Source organism: Lacticaseibacillus sharpeae JCM 1186 = DSM 20505 (assembly GCF_001436225.1).
GTDB classification, from domain to species: Bacteria; Bacillota; Bacilli; order Lactobacillales; family Lactobacillaceae; genus Lacticaseibacillus; species Lacticaseibacillus sharpeae.
This window is the reverse complement of the sequence record NZ_AYYO01000019.1, coordinates 15,474-27,524: the sequence shown is the minus strand read 5'-3', so window position 1 is coordinate 27,524 and position 12,051 is coordinate 15,474. Positions and strand designations below refer to the sequence as shown.

12 protein-coding genes are annotated in these 12,051 nt (G+C 54.8%); 6 read left to right on the top strand and 6 right to left on the bottom strand.

Annotation, left to right across the window (positions count from 1 at the left end; all coding sequences use genetic code 11):
- Positions 1 to 39: 39 nt before the first annotated feature.
- From ymfI to FC18_RS05205, 5 genes are all read right to left on the bottom strand, one after another.
- Positions 40 to 765 (bottom strand): elongation factor P 5-aminopentanone reductase, encoded by a 726-nt coding sequence (ymfI, locus tag FC18_RS05225; RefSeq protein ID WP_054679742.1) that lies wholly within the window; start codon positions 763 to 765, stop codon positions 40 to 42.
- On the bottom strand, positions 758 to 2,071 hold the full coding sequence (gene yfmH, locus FC18_RS05220; RefSeq protein ID WP_056975653.1) for an EF-P 5-aminopentanol modification-associated protein YfmH: 1,314 nt from the start codon (positions 2,069 to 2,071) through the stop codon (positions 758 to 760). Before yfmH ends, ymfI begins: the two co-directional genes overlap by 8 nt.
- On the bottom strand, positions 2,071 to 3,327 hold the full coding sequence (gene yfmF, locus FC18_RS05215; protein WP_056975651.1) for an EF-P 5-aminopentanol modification-associated protein YfmF: 1,257 nt from the start codon (positions 3,325 to 3,327) through the stop codon (positions 2,071 to 2,073). Before yfmF ends, yfmH begins: the two co-directional genes overlap by 1 nt.
- Before the next feature lie 62 nt (positions 3,328 to 3,389).
- Positions 3,390 to 5,744, bottom strand: a complete 2,355-nt coding sequence (locus FC18_RS05210) for an FtsK/SpoIIIE family DNA translocase (RefSeq protein WP_056975649.1) — start codon at positions 5,742 to 5,744, stop codon at positions 3,390 to 3,392.
- 87 nt (positions 5,745 to 5,831) lie between these two features.
- A complete protein-coding gene (locus FC18_RS05205) occupies positions 5,832 to 6,341 on the bottom strand; it encodes a tRNA (cytidine(34)-2'-O)-methyltransferase (protein ID WP_054679740.1) in 510 nt (169 codons plus the stop codon).
- A gap of 445 nt (positions 6,342 to 6,786) precedes the next feature.
- Here FC18_RS05205 and FC18_RS05200 point away from each other — a divergent pair, with 445 nt between their 5' ends.
- Both FC18_RS05200 and rpsN read left to right on the top strand, forming a co-directional pair.
- Complete coding sequence (locus FC18_RS05200) at positions 6,787 to 7,728, top strand: magnesium transporter CorA family protein (RefSeq protein ID WP_054679737.1); 942 nt, start codon at positions 6,787 to 6,789, stop codon at positions 7,726 to 7,728.
- Between the two features lie 124 nt (positions 7,729 to 7,852).
- Positions 7,853 to 8,122, top strand: a complete 270-nt coding sequence (gene rpsN / locus FC18_RS05195; RefSeq protein ID WP_054679732.1) for a 30S ribosomal protein S14 — start codon at positions 7,853 to 7,855, stop codon at positions 8,120 to 8,122.
- Between the two features lie 60 nt (positions 8,123 to 8,182).
- Here the strand turns inward: rpsN and FC18_RS05190 are convergent, their stop codons facing one another.
- Positions 8,183 to 8,554 carry a PTS glucitol/sorbitol transporter subunit IIA gene (locus tag FC18_RS05190; RefSeq protein WP_054679731.1) on the bottom strand — a complete coding sequence of 124 codons (372 nt, stop codon included), beginning with the start codon at positions 8,552 to 8,554 and terminating at the stop codon, positions 8,183 to 8,185.
- A gap of 108 nt (positions 8,555 to 8,662) precedes the next feature.
- Here FC18_RS05190 and FC18_RS05185 point away from each other — a divergent pair, with 108 nt between their 5' ends.
- The 4 genes from FC18_RS05185 (at position 8,663) to FC18_RS05170 (ending at position 12,036) form a co-directional block, all read left to right on the top strand.
- Positions 8,663 to 9,691, top strand: a complete 1,029-nt coding sequence (locus tag FC18_RS05185) for a lactonase family protein (protein WP_056975648.1) — start codon at positions 8,663 to 8,665, stop codon at positions 9,689 to 9,691.
- Between the two features lie 93 nt (positions 9,692 to 9,784).
- Positions 9,785 to 10,606, top strand: a complete 822-nt coding sequence (locus FC18_RS05180) for an undecaprenyl-diphosphate phosphatase (protein ID WP_054679728.1) — start codon at positions 9,785 to 9,787, stop codon at positions 10,604 to 10,606.
- 42 nt (positions 10,607 to 10,648) lie between these two features.
- Entirely contained in the window at positions 10,649 to 11,296 is a 648-nt protein-coding gene (locus FC18_RS05175) for a copper homeostasis protein CutC (protein WP_054679726.1), read from the top strand.
- Positions 11,297 to 11,421: 125 nt separating this feature from the next.
- Positions 11,422 to 12,036: an endonuclease III domain-containing protein gene (locus FC18_RS05170; protein WP_054679725.1), complete on the top strand. Its 615-nt coding sequence runs from the start codon at positions 11,422 to 11,424 to the stop codon at positions 12,034 to 12,036.
- The last annotated feature ends 15 nt before the right edge of the window (positions 12,037 to 12,051 follow it).

Sequence of the window (12,051 nt, the reverse complement as noted above, 5' to 3'; positions counted from 1 at the left end):
TGCTCTTGAATTAAGAAATGGTTAGGTTACAAACTCTTTTCATCGCAACCAGCCCCCGGTTACATAAAGCGTCTGGCCGGTAAAGTAACCTGCACGCTGATTCACCAGGGTATTCACGAAGTACGCAATGTCCGTCGCGTTTGCAAACCGACCAGCCGGGATGGTTTCACGTACCGCTTCCAAAGCGGACGCCCCAAACTCCCGGTTCATCTTCGTGTCCACCGCACCGGGTGCCACGACGTTCACTGTGATGCCTAGGCTCGCTACTTCTTGAGCGTAGGCTTTAACGAACGCCGACTGCGCACCCTTCACCGTTGAATACGTCACTTCCATGGCCGAACCACTCGCACCGTAAACTGAGCCAATGAAGACAATGCGGCCATTGCCACTAGCCGCCAACTTATCTTGGACGTGATTAATCAGCGCCATGGGCGTCAGCAAGTGGACCCGCATCAGCGCCGTCATATGGTCAATCGTTGCGTCTTTGAACAGCTCGTAATACGTCATCCCCGCGGCAACAATCACGGCGTCCAGGCTAAACAGCTGGTTCGCAATGGTTTGCGCGGAATTTACGTCGCGCAAATCACCCGCGACGGTGAAGAAGTCTTGCTTGGGGTACTTAGCGCTGAGTTCCGCGGCCAGTTGATCCGCAATCGCAACATGCGCGTGGTAGTGCAGATAGAGGCTCCAGCCATTCCCCGCCATTTCCCGAGCAACAGCCTGGCCAATATCCCCGGAGGCACCCAGAATTAATGCACTAGGCATCAGCAACATCCCCCTGTTCACTAGCAATGTGGAACACGGACAGGGCGTCAAGGTTCAGTAACGATGCAGCCACTGCCTCGACGTCAGTGAAAGTAATGCCAGACATGAGTTCCGGAACGTCAAACAGGGTCGTACTCCCAAAGCTGCCATCCGTAATCTGGTTGGCAATACTCTCCAGTGAGTTGAGCGCCGCGTAGAACTTCCCCAGTGCCGCCTTCTTGAGCCGGTTGAACCGGTCAGCGTTCCAATCTGGACTCTGCTGGTAATTCGCCACCGCATCCACGATGGATTCGGTGAGCACCGCTGGATCAGCATTGTCGCCACCGATGGAAATGTAGTTGTAGCCGCGGCCTCGGGCGAAGTCGGCGAAGAATGAATCGTCAATCACGCCGGCATTGTACAGGTTCTGGTAGGTTGCCCCGGAATCGCCAAAGAGTAATTCCAGCATTAACCGCGCCGTTAACGTGTAGCGCAAGCCTTCAATGTCGTCTTCCAGATTCGTGGTCCCCTTGATGCCGACAATCCCCTTAGCGCGGGAAATTGGCATGGTCTGCATGCGAAACGGCAAAATCGTCTCGATGTCGTAATCTGGCACTACCCCCCGTTCCAAAGCGGGTGCGGGCGCGTAATCCTTCTGGGCCTGATTAGCCTCAACGACCGCCGCCATCTCGTGCACATCAAAGTTCCCCACCATCGTCAGCACCATGTTGCTGGGGTGATAGAACGCAGCGTGCACTTCCCGCAACACTTCTGGGGTGATGGTCGCAATTGATTCCACTGATCCCGCCACATCGAGGTGCACGGGGTGCGTTGGGTAGAGGTTACCCAGGATTCCGGAGTAGAGGCGCCAGCCCGCGTCGTCTTGGTACATCTGAATTTCCTGACCAATAATGCCCTTTTCCTTCTCAACGGTCTGGTCCGTGAAGTATGGGTCTTGGACAAAATCAAGCAGGATGTTCAGATTATCCGCAATTGCATCGGTCCCGGAGAAGAGGTAGCTCGTCTGGGTCGCACTGGTGAAGGCGTTCGCTGACGCCCCACTCTTGCCGAACAAATCAAAGGCGTCGTAATCGGCCTTATCGAACAGCTTATGTTCCAAAAAATGTGCAGTTCCGGCAGGCACAACGGTGTAATCCGCGTCCTTGTCGGTGCGGAAGCTATCGTCAATCGCCCCAAACTGGGTGGTAAACATCGCGTACGTCTTGTGGTAACCGGGCTTGGGCACAAAGTTGCACCGCAAACCGTTGGGCAGGGTCATGGTGTACAGATGCTCACCTAAACCCGTTCGTTCCTTCAGTTCTGTCATTATTGCGCCTCCCCGTTCAAGAAATAGACTGCCTGCAACTCCATCTGGGCCGCAGCCGCCTGTACGTCTGCACGGGTAACGGCCGCAATCTGTGTAAGTTCAGTGTGCGCGTCGAGTTTAGCGTCCGGCAGCATCGCACTGGAGAGGGCCAAACTGGACAAGAAGCCCTGACTATCCAGTGAGGACTTGCGGTCATTAATCATGCCATCCTTAATCGACTGCAGGTGTGCGTCGGTGAAGTCCCCCGCAACCACCTTCTGCAGCTGCAAGGCAACCAGTTCCTCGACCCGCGCGCGGTTTGTCCCGTCAATACCGGTTTGCACCATCATGAAGTGGCGCATCATGTTCGTATTGGCGCTGGCATAGTAAGCCAGACTCTCCTTTTCACGCACGTTGCGGAACAGTAGGGATAGCGGTGAGCCGCCGAACAGTTCACAAGCCACCAGCGTTGCGTAGTATTCTGGGCCAAAATGGTCCCCGCCGACGTGGTACGCGAAGTTCAACTTACTTTGGACCACGTTTTCACTGGCCGTTTTACGCACAATCTCGGTGTGTAGTGGCTGGTCATATTCGATTTCCTTGCTCGCGACAGTGCGGCCAGTAAGCCCCAGTCCGCTGGCAAGTGTGCGCGCCGTTTCTAAATCAACGTTGCCCAGCAGCACAATTTCCACCTGGTCGTTAGCCAGCATGTCCTTGTAGGTCTGCACAAGCCCGCGGGCCGTCAGTGGCTCAAGGTTCTGCGCGGTCCCAAAACTAGGAATTGCCTGTGCGGGGTCCTTGAAGTATGCCTGCTGCAATTCAAGTGCCGCCTGCGTGCCCCGGTCATCACTGAGCGAATCAAGGTAGACCCCGAGGTTCTTCTTCTCAATATCGAAGGTTGCCTGATTGAACTGGCCATCCTGAATATTCGGTCGCAGTAGCGCCTCCTGCAGAAAATCAAAGGCGTGACTGAGCAGCTCGGGGTCCGCAAACTCGGAGCTGAGCACGCGCATCCCCGCGCTCACCCGGTGCACCCGGCCCACACGCGCAACGTTAATGCCGAAGCTGGCACCATACAGGTCCTCAAGCTTGGCGGCAAACTCCGCCTGGGTGGGGTAGGCTGCCGAACTCATCTCCAACAGGCTGGTGAGCAGCGTCCGCGCGCCAATGGTTGCCCGCTGCAGTGGTGCCAAGAAGTTCACGCTAATATACGTGGTTTTAAACTGATCAGTGGGGACGACACTCAAATGTACCCCGTCGGTAATCTTTACTCGCAAATTAAGCTCCTCTATTAAAGTGCAATGCGCTGCGGCAATTGCCACAACGCTGCGCACCATCTTTATTCATTTTCACCCGGTGCCTTCGCGAACACCTTGCGTGGCTTACTGCCATCCGCGGGTCCGATGTAGCCGCGATTCTCTAGGTCATCAATCAACCGGGCCGCCCGGTTATAGCCAATCCGGAAGCGGCGTTGCAGCATCGACGTGCTGGCCGACTGCTTTTCCCGCACAAACTTCAGTGCGTCGTCGAACAACTCATCGTCGCTGTCGCCGCCCTCTTCTTGTTTTTCATCCTCCGCGGTCGGAATCATCTGCTCGTCATAGGCGGGCTTCACCTGATCCGTGATGAACTTCACCACCGCTTCAACGTCGGCGGACGGGATGAAGGCCCCTTGAACCCGCTGCGGCTTATTCATGTCGATTGGGTCATAGAGCATGTCCCCACGGCCCAGCAACTTTTCAGCCCCATTGGCATCCAAAATAGTACGGGAGTCCACCCCACTCGACACGGCAAACGCCATGCGGGAAGGAATGTTGGCCTTGATGAGCCCAGTAATAACGTCGACACTAGGCCGCTGGGTGGCGATAATCATGTGAATCCCCGCCGCCCGCGCCATTTGGCCGATGCGGATAATCGCAGTTTCAATCTCAGCACCGGCCACCATCATCAGGTCGGCCAGTTCGTCGACGATGACCACGATGTACGGCATCTTGCTCAGCCCTTCGTCAGGGTTCTCGCTCACTTTGCGGTTGTATTCGCCCATGTTGCGGACGCCAGCCGCGGCGAAGCGTTCGTAGCGGCGTTCCATTTCTTGCAAAATCTTGTTTAAGGCTGCCGGTGCCCGCTTAGCCTCCGTCACCACGGGGGCCAGCAAGTGCGGCACGCCATCGTACACGGACAGTTCAACCTTCTTCGGGTCAATCAGCATCAGCCGCACGGTTGTCGGCTTGGTCCGCATGAGCAAGCTGGTAATAATGACGTTAATCATGACTGACTTCCCGGAACCAGTGGCCCCGGCAATCAACATGTGCGGCATCTTCGCCAGGTCGGCCGTCACGATACTACCCGCAACGTCCTGGCCCAGCGGCACTTCAAGCGGCTTGTCCGGATGTGCAGGCGTTGCGCGCAGCACGTCTTTGTAGCCAACCGTCCGGATGTGCTGGTTCGGCACTTCAATCCCGATGAGACTCTTACCGGGAATGGGTGCTTCAATCCGGATATCTTTAGCTGCCAGCGCTAGTGCCAAGTCATCGGCGAGGTTCACAATCTTGGAAACTTTGACCCCGATTGCCGGCTGGATTTCGTACTTCGTGATTGACGGGCCGAGGGTCGCCGCCGTCACCTTCACGTCCACGCCGAAGCTGGCAAAGGTCCGCTCCAGCTTCCCCCGATTAACGCGAATGGCGTCCTGCTCTTCCCGCTGGTCAACGGGCGCAGGTTGGGACAGAATGTCTAGTGGTGGCAATTTGTAATCATCAGTTGGGTCGCCAGTGACGATTTCCGCATCACTGTCAGCCGCATTATCCGCCTTATCTGCAGCAGTCGGTGCCGGCGCTAACGTCGCTGCACTGTCAGTAATCGGATCCGGAATCGGCGTATCGGCAACGTTAATTTTAAATTCAGGCTCTGGAATATCCTGGCCCGCGAGCGGGTCGGTAAATTCGTGGGCCGCCGGTAATTCCTTGGCGTCCACTTCATCCGTGGTCCGCGCCGGCTGCACTGCCGCGTGTTTACCCTTTGCCGGCTTATTCGCTTGACCACTCAACTGTCGTTCATGCCAGTCACTAATGGCCGTCCGGATGCGCGATACGCCTTCAGCAAGCGCATGTCCAATCCGGTGCAACACGTCAAAAATCTGGCTGGACTGGATGCCAAAGAACAGGCAAAGGCCAACAAGTGCGATAATTCCGGCCACGATGTAGCTGCCGACTTGCCCCAGCAGCGGGTACGTCCCGGTATAAATCAGCGCCCCGAGCAGTCCGCCCCCGGCCGGCGTCCCCGTCGTCAGGGCGGCAAAGTCGGTCTTCAGGATAAACCAGGTGGCAGACCAAAAGTGGGCGTGCACGTTACTGGCGTGCATCACGTACCCAGTAAAGCCAATGAGGCTGGCCAGATACATGAGCGCGATGCCCCAGATGACGCGTTTGCGCAGCGGCGGCATGTGCCCCGCAACGACCATCCACGCGCCCACAAAAATAAACGCGACGGCCAGCGCCAGATATGTATCCCCGCCGAGCAGCCGGAGCACGTTGGCAATCGTCACCCCCAGCATGCCTGGGTGAAAGAGTGCGAGCAGGCCAAACGCCGTGATGCCGGCGCCAAACCAGTTCATTGTATAATCGCCGGCCTTGCGCTTAGTCTTACGCGCAGCTGGACGCCTTGTGGTTGTTTTTCTACGTTTGGTTTGTGGCATTGCCCATTTCCCCCAATTCTACAGAGACGATTATACATTAAGAGGGGTGTTAGACACAAAGAACATGGCCTAACACCCCTCTAACCGTTACTTTAACTTATCGTGTGCGTACGTGTGTGACTTCTCCAGCCCGGCAAAATTCTGTTGGCGCAGCGCCTCGTACGTGACCAGCGCGGCGCAGTTGGACAAGTTCAGCGCGCGAATGTTTTCCGTCATCGGAATCCGCAAGCACTTCTCCGGGTTGGCCCGCATGAATGGTTCGGGCAGCCCCGTGGTTTCCTTACCGAACATGTAGTAGTGGTCAACACTGGTATCGCTGAAGTCGGCGTCCGAGTACGTCGTGTCCGCAAACTTGGTGATAAGGTACAGGTAGCGCTGATCTGGCACGGTTGCGAGGAACTCTTCCAGACTGTCGTGGAACACCAGCTTAACCTTGTCCCAGTAATCAAGGCCGGCGCGGCGCACGGTGTGGTCGTTGATTTCGAACTTCATCGGCCGGATGATGTCGAGCACAGAGTCGGTGCCGGCCGCCGTGCGCGCAATGTTCCCGGTGTTCTGCGGAATCTCTGGTTGGTACAAAACAATATGGTTGGTCATTTATTTACCCCTCACTATGTATCATCGACAATTAATTAATTACAATTCTACCGCTTTTTGCTCGAAAAATCTGTGCATGATTTTTGCACAAGTGTTTTCGGTTTCATGCAAGCTTCCAAAACGTGGTTGCCCCCACCCGGACAGTTTGCTAGCATCATGCAATCCCCAAGGCTTTGGGCATGAAAAAAGCGCATCCCCTCGGTTTTGACACGGCGAGAAGATACGCTAGTAAAGACTTAATCGTTAATTTTTATCAAACCCGGCAACCACGCACCTGATAAAAATCAAAGAAAAATTCTCGTGAAAAATATACCACCTACGATGAACAATTGCAAATTTCTGCAAGAATTAATATCACAAGGATACTTTAACCTGGACTCTATTTGCCGTATCCTTAGGGGTAGAAGCAAGTTGACCAAAAAACGGCGACGGTGGAGGAATAACCATGCTCACAATATACAAGCACCGCAATGGCGGCGGGGTCATGCAAACCAATAAAATCGAAACTGGTGTCTGGATTAACGTCGTGGCGCCCGATCAAAAAGAACGGGCCGAACTGATGGCCCAAACTGGTGCCCCCGAAGACTTCCTGCTCTATGGCCTGGACCCTGACGAAGGTGCGCGGTTTGAATACGACGATGACACCGACAGCAGCCTCATTATTTACGACATGCCCGTCCCCCAGCGCACCGAGCGCAGCAACGGTTACGAAACCATCCCGCTGGCGGTCATCGTCACCAAGAAGTGCATCATCACCATTCACACCGAAGACATTCCGCTCATGCAGTACTTCGCGGAGGGCAAGGTGCCGAGCTTCGACCCGCGCAACGCCTACCACTCCGCCTTCCAGTTCCTGTATCAGGTCAGCGTCAGTTACCTCACCTACCTGCGCGACATCAACAAAGCCCGCGTGCAAATCGAAAACAAGTTGCAACGAACGCTGCGCAACGATGAACTCTACGGACTCATGGGCATTCAGCGCAGTCTGGTTTACTTCATGATGAGTCTGCGGACTAACCGCATCGTGCTCGACAACCTGGGCCGGGGCAACGTGTTGCACCTGAACGAGGAAGAGCTCGATTACCTGGATGACATCACCATTGAAAACCAGCAGGCAACCGAAATGGCGCAGATTAGTAACTCCATCATCCGCGAAACCGCCGATACGTATTCCTCCGTTATCAACAACAACATGAACGGCGTGATGAAGTTCCTCACCAGCTACTCCATCATCCTGACCATCCCCACGCTCGTCTTCTCCTTCTACGGTATGAACGTTGAATTACCGTTCGCGGGCACCCACTGGAGCTGGGTCATCACCATCGGCATCTCGGTGATCATTGCCCTCGTTTTGGGGATTCAATTCTGGCGCAACAAATTTTTCTAACTTACCTTGCAGAATTACTGACAAAAAGTTAGTAATTCTGCTTTTTTAGTGCTACAATAACCGTATTGTTAGAAGCGAACCGACTCCAACCACGAAGACACCATTAGTGAAAAGGAGCTATACATTGGCCAAGAAGTCAAAAATTGCGAAAGCACAAAAAATTGCCCGCACGGTCGCCAAGTACGCCGACCTGCGCGCACAGTACAAGGCGGACGGTAACTACGCGGCACTGGCAACCCTGCCCCGCAACGCCTCGCCTGTCCGGATGCACAACCGTGACGAACTCGACGGCCGGCCGCACGCCTACATGCGTAAGTTCGGGATGTCCCGCCTCAACTTCCGGCAGCTCGCACACAAGGGCCAGATCCCTGGGGTCCGTAAAGCCAGCTGGTAACCTAAAAAATTGCAAAATAAAAACAACGATTGGCCGCAACTGGTCAATCGTTGTTTTTGTTTAGTCCAAATCGTACACAATCTCGGTGCCGACCTTGAACACCGGCTTGGCGGTTGGGGTCAAGTAAATCGCGTTACCCAGCTGGTCTTCAGCCGGCACGGGCTGGAACACGAGGGTGGCGTGACCGATTTGCTGCAAGTTAGCGTTGGTGATGCCGCCGACGCCAATCACGCGGTACTTAATCTGATTGATGTATAGGTGATCGCCCACTTTGACGGTCATTTTTTTCTGGGCGCTGGGGTCAGCGAACTCCTGAATTACAGACACGTCACGCAGCGCGGGGGTCGCCTTGTCCCCGAACAGAATTACCATTTGGTCCTTGGGGCTGAGTGCCTGCGCGCCAATTTCTTTAACAACAGATTTTAATTGCATACTTCACTTCATCCTCACTACTTGGTATATATTCATGATAACATGTTTTGAGGGTAGCGAATCCGCTTTCTTTAGATATATACTACCTTATGAAAGGGGGCCAATATTTTGGCAGAAGAAAAAGTAATCCTAGGTGGCTACACGAAAAAAGGTGGCGCCGGGATTTATCAGGCGGTACTCGATACCGTCACGGGGAGTGTGTCCACGCCACTGCCCTACGTAACTGGCATTAATGGCCCAACATATCTGGCATTATCCAAGGCAAATCGCCTGTACACAGTCGCTGGCGGCGATGGCGTCGGCGGGGTGGCCGCAGTGGATCTAAACGGCGAGCAGCCTAAGATTCTCGGCAGCGTCCTGCAACCTGGTACCTCACCCGCACACGTGAGCGTTGACGAAGACCGGCGGCTGGTATATGCGGCTAACTACCACGAAGGCCGCCTGAACGTTTACGCAATCCAAGAAGATGGCAGCCTCGTCGCCACGGACGAAGCTAAGCACAACGGCAATGGTCCATTGCCCGAGCAAGACGCCAGCCACGTCCACTTTGCCGGGCTCACTCCCGACAAGCGGATTGTGGTCGTGGATCTTGGTAACGACACCGTTAGCACCTATGAAGTCAGTGCAGCCGGCAAGTTGAGCACACCAACTGTGTTCAAGACCGCCCCTGGCTTTGGTCCGCGGCACATCGTCTTCCACCCAACTAAGCCTGTCGCTTACCTGCTGGGTGAACTCAGTAGCAAGGTGCAGGTGCTGGACTACGACGCAACTAACGGCACGTTCGCTGTGCGCCAGACATTAACCACCATTCCCACCGACTGGACTGAACATAACGGTGCCGCCGCGGTACGCATCAGCGCCGACGCCCGCTTCCTGTACACCAGCAACCGGGGCCACAACAGTATCGCCACCTTTGCGATTGACCGGTCCGGCGAACTGGAATTCGTGAACCACGTCAGCACGTTTGGCGACTTCCCCCGCGACTTCGCCATCGACCCTAGTGGCAACTACCTGCTGGCAGTGAACCAGAACTCGGACAACGGCACATTGTACCGCCGCGACCCCGTCAACGGGACTTTGACCACCCTGGCCATCAACATTCCGACGCCAGAAACAGTTTGCGTGGTATTTGCCTAAAACTTTGGCAAAAAACAAGTAACGACCCGTCTTGACTAAATAACTATCTGCTATACTTGTAGCTATTGTAATAGTGAAGGAGTAAAAGTATTAATGGCAGATATTATTAAGGCAATCATCATTGGGATTGTCGAAGGGTTAACGGAATTCCTGCCGGTCAGCTCGACCGGGCACATTGATCTGGTGCAGTCCGTGATTCACATGGGCCAAAGCGCCGATTTCAAGTACATGTTCAACTATGTGATTCAACTCGGCGCCATCATGGCCGTGGTCTTCCTGTACTTCCACAAGCTCAACCCACTCGCGCCCAGCAAGACGCACGCGGAGAAGAACGCAACCTGGACGCTGTGGTTCAAGGTCATCGTCGCCGTCATTCCGAGTGTCATCATTGGGTTGCCACTCAACGACTGGATGGATGAACACCTGCAGACCCCACCCGTCATCGCAACGACGCTGATTATCTACGGGATTCTGTTCATCATCATTGAACGCTACAACAAGAACCGCCGGCCAGTGGTCACTAGCCTGGCGGACATCTCGTTCCAACTCGCGATTCTGATTGGCCTCTTCCAGGCCCTCTCCATCGTGCCTGGGACCAGCCGTAGTGGGGCAACGATTCTCGGGGCCATTCTCCTCGGGACCTCCCGCTATGTTGCGACCGAATTCTCGTTCTTCCTCGCCATCCCCACGATGTTCGGGGTTTCCATCCTCAAGATGGGTTCATTCTTCCTTAAGGGCAACACTTTTGGCGGCGGCGAAATCGCCGTGTTGGCCACTGGCTTCATCGTTTCGATGATTGTGGCCTGGGTCACCATCAAGTGGCTGCTGAAGTTCGTGCAGGGACACGACTTCACCGGCTTTGGTTGGTACCGGATTGCCCTCGGGATTGTCGTTTTACTAGTAATGTTCTTATAAAAGCTGCCGCAGTTGCGGTAGCGTGACTGATTGGAGATAACTATGCTTAACGAAATTGCAATTGAAAACTTCACCCTCATTCCTGCCGCAATGGCTGCCGGTGCCCAGCGCATCGAACTGGTCGGTAACCTCGGTGCTGGTGGGACGACCGCCACAAAAGGTACCGCCATTGAAGCCCTGAAGTACTGCCACGAACACAACGCAACGGTCGTCGCAATGGTGCGGCCCCGCGGTGGTGACTACTACTTCAACGACACCGAACTGAAGATTATGGAACGCGACATGCTCGACATGCAGTCCATCGGCATGGACGCCGTGATCTTCGGCGCCTTGACTCCAGACAACCACTTCGATGTCGACGCAATGGAGAACCTGATTGCCGCAGCTAGTGGCATGCAGCTGGTCTGCAACCTGGCCTTCGACTGGATTCCACATGAGGATCAGAAGGCTGCCCTCGACTGGTTGGTTGAAAAAGGCTTCACGCGTGTCCTGACCCATGGTGGCCTGCTCGACACCAAGGTCACCGACAACCTTGAACACCTGAAGGAAATCGTTGACTGGGCTGACGGCCGCATCCAGGTTCTGCCTGGTGGGGGCGTCAACGATGGCAACAAGGATGAAGTCATGGCCGCAATGGGTGTTTCCCAGGTACATGGGACCCACGTACTCGGTGAACTGACAGCTAAGTAAGCTTTTGGGAGCGGACAACATGTCCGCTCCTTTTTTGTTGCTGCCGGACGGACTGGCCAAACTTGTCCGTGAAGACCCGCAGCTAGTGCCTTATACTGGAACCAATTCTAATCAGGGAGCCAAAGATGCACGCAATCGACGTTAACGAACTTTACCACATTCTATACACCAAATTGGGGCCCCGCCACTGGTGGCCGGCCCGCAGCACGGAAGAACTACTGTGCGGGATGATTCTCATTCAAAACACGAACTATAAGAATGTTGACCGGTCTTTAGCCAATCTTGATGCAGCCACGAACTTCGGGTTAGCGGCCCTCCTCGCACTGCCAGATGGTCAGCTACAAGCGCTGATTCGTCCCAGCGGTTTCTACAAAAACAAAGCTCGTTATTTACGCGCCGTGCTACAGGCATATCACGACCACTACCACGAGCTGGCGGCGCTGCCCACGCCCAGCCTGCGCAAACGGCTGCGGGATTTACCAGGCGTCGGCAACGAAACGGCCGATGTCATGCTGCTGTATGTGTTCATGCGGCCAGCGTTTGTCGCCGATTCCTATTCGCGCCGGTTGTTTGCCCGTCTTGGCCAAGACGCGCCGTATCCACAATTGCAGGCGCATATTGCTCCCACCATGCGGCTGAATATTGCCCAAGCACAAGAATTCCACGCACTACTGGACGATTATGGCAAATTGGGTCCGGATGTCTTTGGTTTAGCTGATCAATATCAGCTGAAACTGTAATTTAGCGCAAAAAAA

What these genes read in the sequence shown, in the direction of transcription:
- FC18_RS05205 (WP_054679740.1), bottom strand. Translation starts at nt 6,341, where the DNA reads ATGACCAACCATATTGTTTTGTACCAACCAGAGATTCCGCAGAACACC.
- FC18_RS05210 (WP_056975649.1), bottom strand. Translation starts at nt 5,744, where the DNA reads ATGCCACAAACCAAACGTAGAAAAACAACCACAAGGCGTCCAGCTGCG.
- FC18_RS05170 (WP_054679725.1), top strand. Translation starts at nt 11,422, where the DNA reads ATGCACGCAATCGACGTTAACGAACTTTACCACATTCTATACACCAAA.
- FC18_RS05175 (WP_054679726.1), top strand. Translation starts at nt 10,649, where the DNA reads ATGCTTAACGAAATTGCAATTGAAAACTTCACCCTCATTCCTGCCGCA.
- ymfI (WP_054679742.1), bottom strand. Translation starts at nt 765, where the DNA reads ATGCCTAGTGCATTAATTCTGGGTGCCTCCGGGGATATTGGCCAGGCT.
- FC18_RS05190 (WP_054679731.1), bottom strand. Translation starts at nt 8,554, where the DNA reads ATGCAATTAAAATCTGTTGTTAAAGAAATTGGCGCGCAGGCACTCAGC.
- FC18_RS05180 (WP_054679728.1), top strand. Translation starts at nt 9,785, where the DNA reads ATGGCAGATATTATTAAGGCAATCATCATTGGGATTGTCGAAGGGTTA.
- yfmH (WP_056975653.1), bottom strand. Translation starts at nt 2,071, where the DNA reads ATGACAGAACTGAAGGAACGAACGGGTTTAGGTGAGCATCTGTACACC.
- FC18_RS05200 (WP_054679737.1), top strand. Translation starts at nt 6,787, where the DNA reads ATGCTCACAATATACAAGCACCGCAATGGCGGCGGGGTCATGCAAACC.